The 15,950-nt window shown below is 60.0% G+C and carries 24 protein-coding genes; 13 read left to right on the top strand and 11 right to left on the bottom strand.

The genetic code is table 11. The features are described 5' to 3' along the window. Positions 1-327: 327 nt before the first annotated feature. Together QTL94_RS19865 and QTL94_RS19860 are read left to right on the top strand one after the other, a co-directional pair. On the top strand, positions 328-552 hold the full coding sequence (locus tag QTL94_RS19865; RefSeq protein ID WP_065691110.1) for a hypothetical protein: 225 nt from the start codon (positions 328-330) through the stop codon (positions 550-552). Positions 553-822: 270 nt separating this feature from the next. Then, positions 823-1,218 (top strand): DUF1236 domain-containing protein, encoded by a 396-nt coding sequence (locus QTL94_RS19860; protein WP_289802984.1) that lies wholly within the window; start codon positions 823-825, stop codon positions 1,216-1,218. A 33-nt stretch (positions 1,219-1,251) separates the two neighbouring features. Here QTL94_RS19860 and olsC read toward each other — a convergent pair whose 3' ends face one another. From olsC to QTL94_RS19845, 3 genes are all read right to left on the bottom strand, one after another. Beyond that, entirely contained in the window at positions 1,252-2,097 is an 846-nt protein-coding gene (gene olsC, locus QTL94_RS19855) for an ornithine lipid ester-linked acyl 2-hydroxylase OlsC (protein ID WP_289802983.1), read from the bottom strand. A gap of 146 nt (positions 2,098-2,243) precedes the next feature. Beyond that, positions 2,244-2,585, bottom strand: a complete 342-nt coding sequence (locus tag QTL94_RS19850; protein WP_065691112.1) for an SMR family transporter — start codon at positions 2,583-2,585, stop codon at positions 2,244-2,246. A gap of 29 nt (positions 2,586-2,614) precedes the next feature. Further along, positions 2,615-3,178, bottom strand: a complete 564-nt coding sequence (locus QTL94_RS19845) for a TetR/AcrR family transcriptional regulator (protein WP_289802982.1) — start codon at positions 3,176-3,178, stop codon at positions 2,615-2,617. Positions 3,179-3,327: 149 nt separating this feature from the next. Here QTL94_RS19845 and QTL94_RS19840 point away from each other — a divergent pair, with 149 nt between their 5' ends. Beyond that, the gene (locus tag QTL94_RS19840; RefSeq protein ID WP_065691114.1) at positions 3,328-3,717 is read left to right on the top strand and encodes a group II truncated hemoglobin; all 390 of its coding nucleotides are present in this window, start codon (positions 3,328-3,330) and stop codon (positions 3,715-3,717) included. Positions 3,718-3,725: 8 nt separating this feature from the next. After that, positions 3,726-4,106 (top strand): DUF423 domain-containing protein, encoded by a 381-nt coding sequence (locus QTL94_RS19835; RefSeq protein ID WP_065691115.1) that lies wholly within the window; start codon positions 3,726-3,728, stop codon positions 4,104-4,106. Here the strand turns inward: QTL94_RS19835 and QTL94_RS19830 are convergent. The 6 genes from QTL94_RS19830 to QTL94_RS19805 form a co-directional block, all read right to left on the bottom strand. Further along, the gene (locus QTL94_RS19830) at positions 4,099-4,467 is read right to left on the bottom strand and encodes a bleomycin resistance protein (RefSeq protein WP_065691116.1); all 369 of its coding nucleotides are present in this window, start codon (positions 4,465-4,467) and stop codon (positions 4,099-4,101) included. The genes QTL94_RS19835 and QTL94_RS19830 overlap by 8 nt on opposite strands. A 3-nt stretch (positions 4,468-4,470) precedes the next feature. Beyond that, entirely contained in the window at positions 4,471-4,785 is a 315-nt protein-coding gene (gene hmuQ / locus QTL94_RS19825; protein ID WP_289802981.1) for a heme-degrading protein HmuQ, read from the bottom strand. Between the two features lie 10 nt (positions 4,786-4,795). Then, positions 4,796-5,065: a hypothetical protein gene (locus tag QTL94_RS19820; protein WP_289802980.1), complete on the bottom strand. Its 270-nt coding sequence runs from the start codon at positions 5,063-5,065 to the stop codon at positions 4,796-4,798. Beyond that, positions 5,062-5,469, bottom strand: a complete 408-nt coding sequence (locus QTL94_RS19815) for a DUF2325 domain-containing protein (RefSeq protein WP_065691119.1) — start codon at positions 5,467-5,469, stop codon at positions 5,062-5,064. The genes QTL94_RS19820 and QTL94_RS19815 overlap by 4 nt, the downstream gene beginning before the upstream one ends. A 110-nt stretch (positions 5,470-5,579) precedes the next feature. Further along, positions 5,580-6,875, bottom strand: coding sequence for an energy transducer TonB family protein (locus tag QTL94_RS19810; protein WP_289802979.1), 1,296 nt, complete (start codon positions 6,873-6,875; stop codon positions 5,580-5,582). Positions 6,876-6,934: 59 nt separating this feature from the next. Further along, positions 6,935-7,369 carry a hypothetical protein gene (locus QTL94_RS19805; protein WP_065691121.1) on the bottom strand — a complete coding sequence of 145 codons (435 nt, stop codon included), beginning with the start codon at positions 7,367-7,369 and terminating at the stop codon, positions 6,935-6,937. Between the two features lie 140 nt (positions 7,370-7,509). Here QTL94_RS19805 and hemP point away from each other — a divergent pair, with 140 nt between their 5' ends. From hemP to QTL94_RS19770, 7 genes are all read left to right on the top strand, one after another. Then, positions 7,510-7,692, top strand: a complete 183-nt coding sequence (gene hemP, locus QTL94_RS19800) for a hemin uptake protein HemP (protein WP_289802978.1) — start codon at positions 7,510-7,512, stop codon at positions 7,690-7,692. An 11-nt stretch (positions 7,693-7,703) separates the two neighbouring features. Then, entirely contained in the window at positions 7,704-8,753 is a 1,050-nt protein-coding gene (locus tag QTL94_RS19795; RefSeq protein WP_289802977.1) for a hemin-degrading factor, read from the top strand. A gap of 15 nt (positions 8,754-8,768) precedes the next feature. Next, a complete protein-coding gene (locus QTL94_RS19790) occupies positions 8,769-9,671 on the top strand; it encodes a heme/hemin ABC transporter substrate-binding protein (protein WP_289802976.1) in 903 nt (300 codons plus the stop codon). 1 nt (position 9,672) lies between these two features. Then, positions 9,673-10,785 (top strand): FecCD family ABC transporter permease, encoded by a 1,113-nt coding sequence (locus QTL94_RS19785; RefSeq protein ID WP_289802975.1) that lies wholly within the window; start codon positions 9,673-9,675, stop codon positions 10,783-10,785. A gap of 10 nt (positions 10,786-10,795) precedes the next feature. Next, complete coding sequence (locus QTL94_RS19780; RefSeq protein ID WP_289802974.1) at positions 10,796-11,587, top strand: heme ABC transporter ATP-binding protein; 792 nt, start codon at positions 10,796-10,798, stop codon at positions 11,585-11,587. 143 nt (positions 11,588-11,730) lie between these two features. After that, positions 11,731-12,081 (top strand): ElaB/YgaM/YqjD family protein, encoded by a 351-nt coding sequence (locus tag QTL94_RS19775; protein ID WP_289802973.1) that lies wholly within the window; start codon positions 11,731-11,733, stop codon positions 12,079-12,081. A gap of 8 nt (positions 12,082-12,089) precedes the next feature. Beyond that, positions 12,090-12,491, top strand: coding sequence for a hypothetical protein (locus QTL94_RS19770; protein ID WP_289802972.1), 402 nt, complete (start codon positions 12,090-12,092; stop codon positions 12,489-12,491). Positions 12,492-12,555: 64 nt separating this feature from the next. On the opposite strand, the gene QTL94_RS19765 is transcribed toward QTL94_RS19770, so the two are convergent. Both QTL94_RS19765 and QTL94_RS19760 read right to left on the bottom strand, forming a co-directional pair. Next, on the bottom strand, positions 12,556-13,110 hold the full coding sequence (locus QTL94_RS19765) for an RNA polymerase sigma factor (protein ID WP_065691129.1): 555 nt from the start codon (positions 13,108-13,110) through the stop codon (positions 12,556-12,558). An 8-nt stretch (positions 13,111-13,118) separates the two neighbouring features. After that, the gene (locus tag QTL94_RS19760; protein WP_065691130.1) at positions 13,119-13,325 is read right to left on the bottom strand and encodes a NepR family anti-sigma factor; all 207 of its coding nucleotides are present in this window, start codon (positions 13,323-13,325) and stop codon (positions 13,119-13,121) included. Between the two features lie 252 nt (positions 13,326-13,577). Between QTL94_RS19760 and QTL94_RS19755 the strand changes: the two genes are divergently transcribed. Together QTL94_RS19755 and QTL94_RS19750 are read left to right on the top strand one after the other, a co-directional pair. Further along, a complete protein-coding gene (locus QTL94_RS19755; RefSeq protein WP_065691131.1) occupies positions 13,578-14,372 on the top strand; it encodes a response regulator in 795 nt (264 codons plus the stop codon). A 216-nt stretch (positions 14,373-14,588) separates the two neighbouring features. Continuing rightward, positions 14,589-15,596: a sensor histidine kinase gene (locus tag QTL94_RS19750; RefSeq protein ID WP_065691240.1), complete on the top strand. Its 1,008-nt coding sequence runs from the start codon at positions 14,589-14,591 to the stop codon at positions 15,594-15,596. The last annotated feature ends 354 nt before the right edge of the window (positions 15,597-15,950 follow it).

The following is a 15,950-nucleotide window of genomic DNA, read 5'->3' as shown; positions in this document are numbered from 1 at the left end:
CCAACGACTTCGTCGCCCTCAACGTCGCCATCGGCGGCGGCTACAATCCCGGCGGCAAGCCTGTCGCCCCGCCGAAGCCGACCCCTTCGCCGAAGGCAAGCTGACGAACGGAAGAGCGACGCCCGGCGCGTTGTTGAGAGACTGTTAATATATCTGCTCTATATTAGAACAGCTGGAAGTACTGAAATGGGGCATGCACGACCGCCGTTTTATTTTGATACAACCTCGGCGGTCGTGTCCTAACATCCTGTTTACGTTTAACCTTACCGGCTAACCAACCTATTAGCATCGCCTTGAAAAGGCCTCCGGTTGTGGCAAGGTTCAGCCATGACAAACATCCGCTCTCCAAGATATACCGCTGCAGATACGGGACGGTCGCGCGAATGCGAAAACGTTTGCGCCTCGGCGATTACCGATGTTGTCCGTCGCGCGGTAGCGGCGGGATGGCGTGAAGAGGAAATCGCTCTTCACTTGGCTGACGCTGCAGAAAACTACGTCATCTATCTCGCAACCAAACCCGACCGCAAGCTGAGGGCGGCGAACAACAACTGATCCCCCGCGTCGGATCGACTGGCCGACGCGGACGCAATAACGCAAGCGAAAACGAGTTCTCAGGAACTTTCAAGCCGCTGTCTGAGCAGTGTCAGGGCACGCCGATTTCCCTGGCGATCCGAGCCGCACAATCGCGAACTACCCCGCAATCGGCAGCATCACAGAATGCGACGCGCACTTACTAAGCGTGTCTCCGAAGCTCCTGGCGAGCGGAACAACGAGTGATCGCGCTCGTTAAATCCCCGCAAACTCGAGCTAAGGAGAACTCAAATGTACAAGGTCCTACTTGTCACCAGCGCGATGGCGCTGTCGTCCCTTGCCACGAATGCGTGGGCCGATGGAACGCTGACCGGCGCTGCCGGCGGCGCGGTTACCGGCGCGGTCGTCGGCGGTCCTATCGGTGCTGCAGTGGGTGGCGTTGCCGGCGCAGTCGTCGGTGCAGCGATTGATCCGCCGCCGCGCGAAGTCGTCACCTATGTCGAAGCGCAGCCTGCTCCGCCGACACCTGTCGTCGTCGAGCAGCCGATCGTTGTCGGCAAGCCAATTCCCGCCGATGTCGTTGTGACCCCGATCCCCGACAATCCGAAATACGCCTATACGGTGGTGAACGATCGCCACATCATCGTGGAACCGCGATCGCATCGCGTCGTTCAGGTTCTCAACTGATAGAGGTCGGGCCCCGCACTGCGGGGCCTTTCGCTATGCCTGCGGCCGGTTTCTGAAGGCCTCCGCCTCTGCGTAGAACTTCTTTTCCCACTCCTTGTGGTTATCCAGCCCTTCGCGGATGAACGGCGTGAAGACCGCAAGGTTCATGAGCGCCCAGTTCACAAAGCGCGCCGGGAATTTCAACGGCTTGACGAAATCGACGAACAGCACCACCCGCGTCTTGTCCGTGTGGTTCCAGGCTTCGTGCTCGTAGGCATCATCGAATATGAGCGCCTTGCCTTCCTGCCAGTGGCAGATCTGGTCCTTCACGCGAATGGCAAGCTTGTCGGCCGGTTCCGGAACGATCATGCCGAGATGCAGGCGCAACACGCCGTTATAGGGGCCGCGATGCGCGGGGAGATGCTTGCCCGGTTCGAAGATCGAAAACATCGCCGTCTTCAGGCCGGGGATCTTCTGCACCGCCTGCCAGGTCTGCGGGCATGCGGCTATGTTCTGCTCCGACTTCACGCCGAAGCCGACAAGGAAGAACGTCTTCCAGCCCGCGTCGGTCGAGATCGTCCGGACATCGGTGGAGATCTCCTGAAACGTCGGCAATTCGCTCTGGCGCACCAGAACGCGGTCAAGCTCCGCACGGATCTGCGGCCATGCCTTCTCGACCTCGGCGGCCCAGGGGAAAGTCCTGTTATCATAGACAGGTGGATTGCCGAGCTTGGCGTATTTGAAGTTCAGTTTCTCGGCCCAGGCCACGATGCCCATGAAAAACCGTGTTACCGGGCTCGGCCGATCCATCGGCGCAATACCGCTGGTGGCGAAGGATTGACCTTCGGGTTTGGAAACAGAAGTGTCAGGAAGGGGGGCGTCAGCAGTGCCGTCAGTCATCGATGTTCCAATACGCGATGCAAAGCTCTCAAAAGTCAGTCAGGATATGGACATGACAATCCGTTTCGCAAGCCCGCCGGCCATCGACTGAGTTCAAATGTCGCGATGTCTCACGCGCCCATCCGCGGTTTTGCGGGGAGCGACGATCAATGGGAGACGGATTTTGAGAAGAGATTGACGACGAGTACGCCGGCGATGATCAGTCCCAAGCCGATAAGCGCAGGCGTATCGAGCCGCTGCTTGAAGTAGACAAGCCCGACCGCCGATATCAGGACGATGCCAAGCGCACTCCAGATCGCATAGGCAATCCCGACCGGGATGACCCTCAGCGTCAGCGACAGGAAATAGAACGCCGCAGCATAGCACGCGACGAGCAGAACGGTCGGACCGACGCGCGTGAACTGCTGGGACATTTGCAGCGCCGTCGTTCCGATGACCTCGAGAACAATCGCGGCGAACAGCAGCGCATAGACGGCGGTGGAAGCCATGATGGGAGATCCTTGTTTATCCAGCCGTTCTACTTGCTGGCCAATTCGACGAGCCGCCCCATGAGGCGCTGCCGCTCTTCCGGGCCAAGCTCATGGCTTTCGAGCATGTCTGCCAGCCACAGCCCATCGGCGGCAAGGCGCACGATCTGCGCGTCGAGCGATGAATCGGTGCCGACATATTCCTCGGAACGGGCGCGAACCCAGTCACGCCAACGCTGGCGGAGCCGCGGCTCGGCAAGAAGTGCGATCGTCACCTGCGCCCAGTGGGCGGCCTCTCCGGGGCTGTCCCTGAGTTCGGCAACAGCCCTGAGGTAAGCGCGTGTAAACCGGCCATGCGGCACCGGATCCTCGCGCATACGCTCCTCGAGATCGGCATCGAAGCGTTCGAGTAGATCCTCGAACAAGGCATCCAGAAGGGCGTTCTTGGTTGGAAAATGATGCAGCAACCCGCCTTTGCTCACGCCGGAGGCGCCAGCCACCGCATCGAGCGTGACGGCCGACATTCCCTGCCCTAGCGCCAGTCGCGCGGCGACCTCCAGCAATTGCTGGCGAACGACGGCTGGCTGCTTGCGACGATGATGAGCGAGTGACATACATCTAAAAGATACCGTCCAGACGGTTTTGTCAAGAAAATACGCATTGGCTTTGTCTTCCGGGACAAGTGGACCGCGGGCTGCGGCAGTCGGCGCAGTTGCGATCCCGGTCGCGCCCGTGCATTAAGGAGCGGGCCAAGGAAGATATTGTGAGCGAAGACGTCATTACCCTGTATCAAGCGATCGGCGGCGAGGAGACAACGAAGGCTTTGTCGCGCCGTTTCTATGAGCTGATGGACACGTTGCCGGAGGCGGCGCATGTGCGTGCGGTGCATCCACCGACGCTCGAAGGCAGCGAAGAGAAATTCTACGAGTATCTGACGGGCTATCTCGGCGGCCCGCCCCTCTATACCGAAAAGCGTGGCCACCCGCGGCTCAGAAGCCGCCATTTCGTCGCCGAGATCGGCCCTGTCGAGCGCGACGAGTGGCTGCTCTGCTTCCGCCGGGCATTGGATGAAACCGTCGCCAATCCCAAGCTGCGCGAAATCATCTGGCCGCCAATCGAGCGGCTCGCCTTCCACATGCAGAACAAGGAATAGAAACGCGCATGACCCTCAACCAGCGCTTCCTGCCGGTGTTTCTTGCTTTCGCCGGGCTATTCGGCTTTGCCGGCGTCGCACTCGCGGCGGCCGCGGCACATGGCGGCGGCGACGCCCATCTTGTCGCGTCCGCCTCCGCGATGTGCCTGGCACACGCCCCTGCCCTGCTGGCGCTCGCGATCGGCGCCGAGAAGCTGCGGACGGCGTGGCTCGCCGGTCTCCTGATCGGCATCGGCACCCTGCTCTTTGCGGGTGATCTGGTCATGCTGCGCTACGCCGGTTCGGGATTGTTCCCCATGGCCGCGCCGACGGGTGGCTTTGCAATGATGTTCGGCTGGCTGGCAGTGGCGCTGGGCGCCTTCTTTCGCAGCGGCGTGAGGACTAGCTGAGCGGGATGCGTCCGAAGCGGAGCAGGTTGCCGTGCGGATCGTGGATATAGAACTCTTCCATGTTCCAGGGCCGCACCTCAAGCCTAGTCAGGCTCTTGACGCCTTTGGCATCATATTCCGTATGCAGCGCGCCGATACCGCCACCCCGCAGGTAGACTGAGCTCCTTTCGCAAAGCGAACGATCGTCCGTCCGCCAGAAATGCAGCTCCATCCCATCGCGCCGCAGGATCAGGTAGTCCTGGGCCTGATAGACGACCTCGCTGAAGCCGAGCTCACCGTGATAAAAGGCCAGCGTCTCGTCGATATCGAGAGACGGAAGCACCGGCAGAACCTCGATGCGATCGGGATTGCAGTCCGTCATCCCTCAAATACCATCCACGACATTGAAGCCCTCGAACACCGGCGGTCCCAGGTACATTGCCTTGCGATCACCCGCGTTCCGATGTGCCGCACGGAAGTTCTCGGACTTCGTCCAGTTCAGGAAGTCCTCTTCGCTCCGCCAAAGCGTGTGCGAGGAAAACAGCGTGTAGTTTTCTTCGGCATTGGGCTTGCCGCGCAGTAGCCGGAACTCGACGAAACCCGGCACTTGGGAAAGGCTGGAGTCGCGATCGCGCCAGACCGCTTCGAAAGCCGCTTCGGAGCCCGCGGCAACCTTGAACCGATTCATCGCGATATACATTGGACTATCCTTATGCCTTGCGTTTTCCGTCCGCGCGCGCCGGCGCGAACGCCACGACATTATTGCCGTTCGAAGCCTCCAGTCCAAGCGGCTTTTCGGGCAGCTGGCCCGGCATTCTCGCGTCCCAGACGGGAAACTCGGCAACGTTGGCATAGTGCTCGCGCCGCTCGGCATGTTTCACCAGAAGATCATAGAGCTCCGGCACGAGGCCATCGCCATTCTGTGCGGCCAGCTTGTGCAGGCCGATCATCATGAACCCATCAGGGCGCTTTTCAGTCATCGGGAATTGTCTCGTTCGTTCATTGTGTTCAGCGCCCGTTCGAGGCTGGACTTGCTGCCGTTCCTGAGCGGAATGAACGCCTTGCCGAACTTCTTGCAGCCGGTCTTCACGCGCAGGCAGGCATCATGACTGATACAGTCGATCGGGCAGAAAACGCAGTCGACGGATGGAAGCACCGTGTCGATACGCGAAACCGCTTCACGCAGCCCACCGTCGTGATGAATGAGTTCCGCCCCGAAATTGCTGGCGATTTGGCGAAGATGCGCGACCTGGCAATCCCGGCCGCCGACATAAAGGAAGCTGCGTCCATCGAGCTTGGATCGCCCCGAAGCTTCTTGAACCGCCTGTGCATCCGCACTGACGCGGATTTCCCGGTTCGAACCCTTCTTCGCCTTGCGAGCCATTTACCACCCGTTCGCTCGTTGATCGTCACACGATTCCAGCGTGTGCAGGCGGCACCTTAGTAAACTTGATTTTTATAGTAAAGTATAAAGTTGATTATTTTCATCATATTTTATCGCCCCGCAGTCACTTGGAGCTCCTGGGTGAAGGTCCAGGACGACTTGCCCCATTCCGGCGGCAAGGGTGGGAAAGGTGCTGCGTGGCGCACGCCATCGACAACGGCCTGGTCGAGCTCAGGGAACCCGGAACTGCGCAGCACTGAAAGACCGCCCAGACCGCCCGTCGAATTGATCGTCAGCTTCACGCGGACGCTCATCGAGGTGCCCATGCGCTTGTATTCCGACGGCACCCTGATGGCACGGCGAATGCGCGACGCAACCTTGCCAGGATAGTTGGCAACGGCGGCGCTACCGACACCGGAGCGACCCGCAGCGCTTCGCGAATCCTGGTCTGATGCCGCGACATCGTCACCCGCGAGCGACCCGCGCTTCGTGTCCTGCTTGTTCTCGCCATTGGAACCAGCCGCGACCTTCGCCTTCGGAGGTTGCTTCTTCTCTGGCTTCGGTTTTTCGACCGGCTTTTGAGCCACAGGCTTGGGATCCGGCTTCGGAACGTCGTCCGGCTCGGGTTCTATGGCAGCAGTCGCGGTCGGCTGGACGGGGGTCACTTCGTCCGGCGTAGCCTGCGCAACCGGCGATACCTCCGGTGGGATCTCCGCCGGCACTTCCGTCGCCATCGGCTGAACCACCGCAGTTTCTGCCGGCGATTGCGATACAAGAATCTCGGGCTCTGCCGCGGTGACATTCTCTGGCGACACGCGGGTCACTTCCAGCGTCGGAGCGACGGTCTCAGCCTCGACGGGCGCATCGGTCGGCACTGCCGCAGCCTGCACGGTCTCCGGCTGAACGCTCTCGGCCACGACCTCTTCCGGCTGCGGATCGTCCTGTTTTTCACCCTCCGCCGCCTGGTCGGCCTCGGCATCGCCGAGAATGATGACGCTGACCGTCTCGCCGGCCTCTTCAATGGGGGTCTGCGGTGGCGTGGCAACGAAGCCCAGCGCCAAGGCCGTTACAAGCAGGGCATGAAAAAGAAAGGACCCGAAGCAGACGGCAGCGACACCCCGCTTGGAGGAGGACGAGTCGGCTGCCGACTTTTCTGCGCATTCGTCGACCAAAGGCGCGTCGGCTTTGCCGCTTGCCGCGCTACGCGGATCCTGCGGAAAGGAATCGATCAGCGAAAACCGGGCGTAGTGGAGGACGGCTTCGGCAGCCGGCTGGCGCTTTGCGTCGCGAAGATCCGACATCTCGTGCCCGGGGTGCACACCAGGAGTATTGTCGTTCAAACCGCCGTCGGTCGTCGGCTCTTCGACGACCTCGTGTCTCGCCTTGGCTCTAGCTGAAACCACCATCTTGTACCTGCCTCGACCAGTTGAAACTGAGCCGGTCGGAGATCATCTCCGGCGCAAACTCAACCCTCGAAAGGAACGGAAATCTGGGAACGCGTCACGAGACCCTTCATGCACTCGCCCGCCGCCGGGCCGTCGCATACCGGCGTGTCGTTGATCAGCACGCGGGTGACGGTCTCGCATTTGACGTTCGGCATATCGAACTGACGCACGCGCTTCTTGCCCTGCGGCAGATCCTTGAAATCAAGAACCGTGATGCGATCGACGGCATTCTTGTCGTTGAAGAAGGCCAGCTCGAAGGAGACCTTATTGATCGGCGCGGGAAGCTTGTTGAGCGCCACGAAAGTCATCATGCAACCCTTCTGCGACGGCGTCAGGGCGTTCAATTCGACATCGAGGTTCGCCGCCGGCGCTGCGTCCTGCGCATAGACCGGAATCACGGCCGCCGCTGCGACAAAGCCACCCAACAAAAGCGTTGCAAACCTCGTGACCGCCATCGCGCCTCTCCAGAATTTTCTAAAACTTGACTATCAAGCTCCGCTATTGCGTCTTTAGAAAATGATGACTATGAGAGTCAACATAATTGTAGCCGGCAGGGGCGTTTAGCCGCCGGATAGAGTGGAATAAATCAACCGAAATGATGGTCGAGAAGCCGGACACATTTGAGCATGCGCCGCTGGTGCGCGAAGCCTCGGCTGAAATGCGGATACTGGAAAGCGCGGAGATTTTCCGCGGTGCCTCCGAGATCATGATCCGTCATGAGGGCGCCATCTACCGCATGAAAATCACCCGCCAGGGCAAGCTCATTTTGAACAAGTAAGGGGTAAAGACATGACTGAGAACGCAAAACCGACTCCCGCCGAAATCCGCGCATTCCGCGCCGAAAATCCCAAGATGCGCGAGCGCGACATCGCAGCTCAGCTTCAGATTTCGGAAGCAGCCCTCGTCGCAGCCGAAGTCGGCATCAGCGTAACCCGCATTGACGGTAGTGCTCTGAAGCTTCTGGAGCGCGTCGCCGAACTCGGCGAAGTCATGGCCCTTTCCCGCAACGAAAGTGCCGTCCACGAGAAGATCGGCGTCTACGAGAACATCAACTCCGGCCCACACGCCTCGATCGTGCTCGGCGAAAACATCGATCTGCGTATCTTCCCGGGCCGCTGGGTCCACGGCTTTGCCGTTTCCAAGAAGGACGGCGACCAGGAGCGGCTCAGCCTGCAATATTTCGACAAGGCAGGTGGTGCCGTTCACAAGGTGCATCTGCGCCCGGATTCGAACATCGCCGCCTATCATGCCATCGTCCGCGACCTGAAGCTTGAGGATCAGTCGCAGGAATTCGTGGCCGACACCTCCGCAGCAGCAACCAGCGAAGATGGCGACGTCAGCCGCGAGGAACTGCGCGATCACTGGAGCAAGTTGACCGATACGCACGAATTTTTCGGCATGCTGCGGAAGCTCAAGATCGGCAGGCAGGCAGCCGTGCGGACCGTTGGCGACGACTACGCCTGGAAGCTCGACAACAGCGCCACCGCCGAGATGATGCATGCTTCGGTGAAAGCCGGTCTGCCGATCATGTGCTTCGTCGCCAATGATGGCATCGTGCAGATCCATTCCGGCCCGATCTTCAACGTGCAGCCGATGGGCCCGTGGATCAACGTGCTCGACCCGACCTTCCACCTGCATCTGCGCCAGGATCACATTGCCGAAACCTGGTCCGTTCGCAAGCCGACCAAGGATGGCCACGTCACCTCGCTGGAAGCCTACGATGCCAATGGCGAAATGATCATTCAGTTCTTCGGCAAGCGCAAGGAAGGCTCCGACGAGCGCTCCGACTGGCGCGAAATCATGGAAAGCCTGCCCAAGGCGACCAGCGTTGCCGCGTAAGACAGGGAGGTGAGAATGCGTAAACACACGAAGCAGGCGCCTCTGTCCGCAACGAAGCTTGGCCGCGTTCTGGCGGCCCTGCCCCTCGCGGCATTGCTGCTCGGCTCTTCGGTAGCCCACGCCGAAGGCAAGGTGGACACGACCCGTATCGTATCTGTCGGCGGCGACGTGACCGAAATCATCTACGCACTTGGGGAAGAAAAGCATCTCGTTGCTCGCGACACCACCAGCATGTTCCCTCAGGAAGCCATGAAGCTGCCTGATGTCGGCTACATGCGCGCGCTCTCCCCCGAGGGTATCCTTGCCTTGAGCCCGACATCAATCATCGCCATCGAGGGCGCTGGTCCGCCCGAGGCGCTGACCGTTCTCAAGAGCGCAAGCGTTCCCTTCGAAACCGTGCCGAACGCCTATACCCGCGACGGCATCCTGGCGAAGATCGAGAAGGTCGGCGCTCTGCTTGGCGTGAACGACAAGGCAAAGGCGCTCGAAGCGAGCGTCAGCGCCGATCTCGACGCAGCAATCGCCGATGCGGGCAAACGAGCCGAAAAGGATCGCAAGAGAGTGCTGTTCATCCTCAGCCTGCAGGGCGGCAAGGTCATGGCATCTGGCACGGGGACGGCTGCGGACGGCATCATCAAGCTTTCTGGCGCGATCAATGCGGCCGGCGACTTTCCTGGTTACAAGCCGTTGACCGATGAGGCGATCATCGAGGCCAAGCCCGACGTGATCCTGATGATGAACCGCGGCGACGGTGCATCGACCGCGAACGAGGAACTCTTGAAGCAGCCGGCGCTCGCACTGACGCCTGCCCTTCAAAACAAGGCCGTCATCCGCATGGACGGCCTGCACCTCCTCGGCTTCGGTCCCCGCACGGCAAGCGCCGTGCGTGAGTTGAACGCAGCGATGTACGGGGGCTGATATGGCCCTCCCGGATGCCATGCGAGGAGAACGCGCATTGTTTTCACCGGCAACGCTTCGCGAACGCCATCAGGCTGGCGATCGCGGACCGCTTGCGCTGCTGGTGATCGCCCTCCTCGTCATCGGCTCCGTCCTGTCACTGCTGTTCTCGGTGACGACAGGCGCATCCGACGCATCATTTCTGGATGTCATCGCCAACGTCACCGGCTCCGCAGATGCGCTCAACATGCGCGACCGGATCATCATTTTCGACATTCGCATGCCGCGTGCCATCCTCGGCTTCCTGGTGGGCGGCTCGCTAGCCGTTTCCGGCGCTGTCATGCAGGGCCTCTTCCGCAATCCGCTTGCAGATCCCGGCCTTGTCGGCGTTTCCTCGGGCGCCAGCTTCGGCGCCGTGGTAATGATCGTGCTCGGCGGCACCTTTGCGGCACCCGTCTATGCCCTCATGGGCATCTATGCCCTGCCTGTCGCAGCCTTTGCCGGCGGCTTGGTGACCACGCTGCTGCTGTACCGGATCGCAACGAGCAACGGCCAGACATCCGTTGCGACCATGCTGCTTGCCGGCATCGCGCTCGGCTCGCTCGCCACGGCACTGACCGGCGTCCTGATCTACATGGCCAACGACCAGCAGCTGCGAGACCTGACATTCTGGGGCATGGGGTCGCTGGCCGGCGCGACCTGGACCAAGATCGCGGCCGCCGCTCCGATCATCCTCCTGTCCTTTGCCGCGATGCCGTTCATGGCCCGCGGCCTGAACGCCATCACACTTGGCGAAGCCGCCGCCTTCCACATGGGCGTCTCCGTTCAGCGCCTGAAGAACATCGCGATCGTCACGGTTGCCGCCGCCACGGGCGCTTCGGTTGCGGTCAGCGGCGGCATCGGCTTTGTCGGCATTGTGGTACCGCATGTTCTGCGCATGGTCATCGGGCCAGACCACCGCTACCTCCTGCCGGCATCCGCCCTCCTTGGTGGCTCCCTGCTGATCTTCGCCGACGTTCTGGCCCGCACCGCCGTCGCACCCGCGGAATTGCCGATCGGCATCATCACCGCGGCTGTCGGCGGTCCATTCTTCCTGTGGATCCTGCTGCGCCAGCGCGCTCGGCTTGCTCTTTGAGTGACTTGCAATGATTGAAGTATCCGGCGTCTCCGTCCGCCTGTCGGGCAAAACAATCGTGCACGGCGCGAGCTTCGTTGCCGAGCCGGGGCATCTGACGGCGATTGCCGGGCCCAACGGATCCGGCAAGACCACCACCATGAAGGCCGTGTCCGGCGAACTTCCCTACGAAGGAATGGCGCGTATAAACGGTCACGACATCCGATCCCTTCAGCCGTGGCAGCTGGCGACATTGCGCGGTGTCCTGCCACAGGCGAGCACGATCTCCTTCCCGTTCACCGTCCGCGAAGTTGTCCGAATGGGCCTTACCTCGGGACTCAACCGCAATCCCGACAAGGCGGAACAGACCGCGGCGCGCGCTCTGGAGGCGGTCGACCTTGGCGGCTACGAAGGACGTTTCTACCAGCAGCTTTCGGGCGGCGAACAGCAACGCGTACAGCTGGCGAGGGTTCTCTGCCAGATCCCTGAGCCGGTCGTCGATGGTCGGCCATGCTGGCTGCTGCTCGACGAGCCGGTATCGAGCCTCGACATCAGCCACCAATTGACGATCATGCAGCTGGCACGCACCTTCTGTAACAATGGCGGCGGCGTCATTGCCGTCATGCACGACCTCAACCTCACGGCTCTCTTCGCAGACCGCATTATCCTGATGAAATCCGGCGCCATAGCCGCCTCGGGAAGCGTCCACGACGTGCTGACCGATGAGACGATGCAATCGGTGTTCGGCTGTCCGCTCCGGATCAACCGGGTACCGGACGACGGCACGCCGTTCGTTCTTGCGCACAGTGCAGTTCAGGGTTGATCAACTGGCGGGAACTTTTGTCCAACGGCGGCGTTAAGCCTTTGATTTGGGTCACTGCCGGGCATGTTTTCTTGATGTAGCTTGCGTGGCGATCTGGTGTTAAATCAGGCAGCACGAAAGTGCCGTAACAATGGAGAAAACCCGTGGCTTCTTCTTTCCTGCACTCCGCCCGCAGCCGGCGCAATGGCAACGGCACGCTTCACAGCATTGAATCGACAATCGAGGACCAGATTGAATCGTTGCGCGACGAAATCGCGGTGCTGACGCAGGCCCTCGGCAAGAGTTCGCGTCGACAGGGCGAGAAAGTCCGTTACCAGGCAGCAGCCGGTTACGACGAGCTCGTCGGGCGAAGCGAAGATCTGTTGCGCGAACTGCAGGATGGTTACCTTCGCGGCACGAAGGAAATGCGAAACACGGTGCGCAAGCACCCCATTGCGACGGTCGGCGCAGCTGCCGTTTTCGGCCTCGTCGTCGCCCTGCTCGCGCGGCGCTAGGAGGCTCGATGCTGTTTCCAATCCTCAGCCTTCTGATAGGCACGAGCGTAAATCGGACCGTTGCGCGAACCAAGCGCAGCGGTATTTTCGTTGCCATCGCCGTTCTCTTCGTCCTGACAGCCTATGCGCTGGCGGTCGTGGCGGGCGCGATATGGCTTGCCGGCATATATGGACCGATCGGGGCAGCGCTCTTCCTTGCGGCCTGCGCACTTTTGATCGCGATCATCGTCGTCATCGTGATGATGGTGATCAATGCCCAGGAAGCGCGCCGCGCCGCGGAGCGTCGTCAAGCGCTTGAATCGCTGGCTGCCGCCGGCATCGGCCTTGTCCGCGCCCAGCCTCTACTGACCGCGGGCATTATTGCTGCACTCGTTGCCTCCAATCTCATGGGCTCGAAAAGTCGAGACTAGGCAAGACAACAAAAAAGCCGGCGCCCTGAGGGCAACCGGCCTTTTTCCTCCCATTTTATCTCTCTCAGAAGGCAAACGCCTTTGATGTCAGCGGCGAGGACGTTGCATCCGGGCCGAAATCCGCCTCGCCTGAAATCTGCAGCAGCTCCTGCAGGCGCTGGCGAGCGCGGTTAACGCGGCTCTTGATGGTTCCCACCGCACATCCGCAGATCTCCGCTGCCTCCTCGTAGGAGAAACCGGACGCTCCCACGAGAATGATCGCTTCGCGCTGATCCGGCGGCAACTGATCCAGGGCCTTCTTGAAGTCCTGGAGATCGAGCGCCCCGTATTGCGAGGGATGCGTCGCCATCGATTCGGTGAACAGGCCATCGCTGTCCTGTATCTCGCGACCGGCCTTGCGCATCTGGCTGTAGAGCTCGTTGCGCAGGATGGTGAAGAGCCACGCCTTCATGTTAGTGCCCATCTCGAAGTGGTCCTGCTTGGCCCACGCCTTCATGATGGTGTCCTGCACGAGATCGTCGGCGCGATCGTGGCGACCGATCAGCGAAATCGCAAAAGCACGCAGGCTCGGCAAGGCCGCAAGAAGCTCGCGCTTGAAACTTGGTTGCTGCTTATCCATCGGGCCACCTACTTCATGGCCTTGGCCGAAGCCATGAATTCAGCCTGATCCAGCTTCTCGAGCAGATCAAGAAAACGATCTGGAATCGTCTCCTCCTGAACAGCTGCATACAACGACCTTAATCTGATCCCGATCTGGCTATTGGGGTCCAGAATGTCGCTTGCACGTAATTCAAGTCTTTGTTGATCCAGCTCTTCGTTCTTGCGCGTTGTCATTAACCTACACTTTTTGCCTGTTGTTCTTGAGCGTCGTACGCCAGCCGAAATACTTTTACATATCAGTCAGCCAGGTTGGCTGAACGTCTAAATGCCATTATTTCGGTTAAGCTTTCACAGGCGCCCTCTGTTCGCTGCGAGGAGAATGCGCCGCCTCAAAAAAAGTTCCTGACGCATAGGAACTTTTTTGCAGTGTAGCGCGTTCCCATTTCCGATAGAGCCGTTAGCCGGCCCTACACATGGGAGCTATAAATGACACTTTCGACTCGAATTGCGCCGCATCTTCCATATCTGCGCCGCTATTCCCGCGCATTGACCGGCACGCAGACTTCGGGCGACGCTTACGTCGCAGCTGTTCTTGAAGCCATCATTACCGACATCACCATTTTCCCTGACACGGCCAATGACCGTGTCGCACTCTATAAACTCTTCACCGATCTCTTCGGTTCCGCGACCGTCCAGATTCCGGAACCATCATCGCCCTACGCCTGGGAGCAAAAGGCGACCGTCAATCTCGCCAAGGTTTCGCCTCGCGCGCGCCAGGCCTTCATTCTGGCTTCGGTCGAGAATTTCCGTGTCGTCGAGATCGCCGAGATCCTCGGGGTCAGCGAACAGGACGTCGTCGCTTTGCTCGATAGCGCCTCGCGCGAGATCTCTCGCCAGGTCGCGACCGATATCATGATCATCGAGGACGAGCCGCTCATCGCCATGGACATCGAACAGATGGTCGAGAGCCTTGGTCATCGCGTTACCGGCATCGCGCGCACTCACTCGGAAGCAGTTGCCCTCTATAACAAGACCAAGCCCAGCATGGTCCTTGCCGACATCCAGCTCGCCGACGGCAGCTCGGGGATCGACGCGGTCAACGATATCCTGAAGACATCCAGCGTGCCGGTGATTTTCATCACCGCGTTTCCGGAACGCCTGCTCACCGGTGAGCGGCCGGAGCCGACATTCCTGGTCACCAAGCCGTTCAACCCCGACATGGTCAAAGCATTGATCAGCCAAGCGCTTTTCTTCAATGAGACGACCAGAGCTGCCGCTTGAGGCGAAATTTCACGAACTGCGGAACAAAGAGAAAGGGCGAGCGTTCCAGTCAATCTGGAGCGCTTGTCGTTCTTGAAATTTAACGGTTTGTGGAGCGCTTGTCTTTAACATGAAACGACCTGCGGGGTATCCCATCAAAGGGCCGCCCCGCTCCAGCGGCAACATGGGAATCGACGGGAAGGCGGCTTGGTGAAAAGAACTGGACCATTGGCCGACATGCAGTTTCCGCTGGAAGGTAAAGAGCTCTTGATGGAGAGGGCTCTTGCCAGCGCCGGAATCTCGGTCGTCTATCAGGATCCCGATCTTTCCATCGTCTATACCGAAAACCTCCCCCCTCATTTTCAGACTATGTCAGCGCCCGGCGGTAGCGATGCCGACATGTTTGGCGAGGCCCATGGACGGATCCTGGAAGTCCAGAAACGCAAGGTTCTGGAAAGCGGCAGCCCGAGCAGCACCGAGGTCGATATTGCTATCGATGGCGAGATGCGGACCTATGAGCTGAAGATGGAGCGCGTCGGTCTCGGCAATGAAGTCGGCCTATTGTCCGTGATCACCGAAATCACCGAAACGCGCCACCGCGAGAAGGTGCTGAAGTCGCTTCTTCGCGAATTGTCCCACCGGTCCAAGAACCTGCTTGCGATTATTCAGGGCATCGCCACGCAAACCGCGCGCAATACTTTGTCGCTCGATGCATTCCTCGTGAAGTTCCGTGGTCGGCTCCAGTCGCTGTCAAACTCGCAGGATCTGATCACGGACTCAAGCTGGCGCGGCGCGTTCCTGTTCGAACTGAGCGAAAAGCAATTTGCACCCTATTGGCCGGAAACCGCCGGCCCTCTGCCGATTGTCGGTTTGAACGTGCATCTGACGCCGAACGCGGCGGTGCATGTTGGCCTCGCGCTGCATGAATTGATCGTCAATTCCGCCTCGTACGGCGCCATCGCCGGCCCCGCCCCTTCGGTCGCGCTGGACTGCCAGGAAACGATGCTCGCCGACAGAAAGGCCATCGAGGTGTCCTGGGTCGAAACCCTGCACGACCGCAACGAGGTTCATGAATTCAGCGAGAACAGCTTCGGCAAGATCGTACTGGAGCGCGTCGTCCCGTCGGCCGTCAATGGCAAGGCCGAACTCAAGCTCCTGCCCGGTCGGATCGAGTACCATCTCGTGATCCCGGACGCCGAATTCGAAATCCTCAAACGCGCACCCCAACGCATGAGCTCACGCTGACCTTGGCGCCAACAAGGAAACAGCCAGTGCGAGGGCGGCGCACCGGCTGTCTTCACTCACCGGGAGGGGACCGTGAGTGTGGATCCGAGCGATGGGTTGGGGGCGCGCATTTTGGGTCGATGCGATCATCGTTCGGATATCGCGTTAACGGCTAGGCCGGAGAATGGTTCCGATCCTTCGTCGAAAAAGCTGCATTTTTTTGAATCTTTTTTCAGCCCTGCCGCCTGAACTTCAGGTCGCTGAGCGATCACTCGGAACGAACCAAAAGACACGACAAAAAATCATGTTATAACAAAGAGATAATTCACCATCGCCAGAAACAAAATGTCAAAATTTTACCGTTTGATAAATTTT

The sequence above is a fragment of the Rhizobium sp. S96 genome, assembly GCF_030382195.1.
GTDB lineage: Bacteria > Pseudomonadota > Alphaproteobacteria > Rhizobiales > Rhizobiaceae > Rhizobium.
This window is presented reverse-complemented; position numbering and strand designations above follow the sequence as displayed.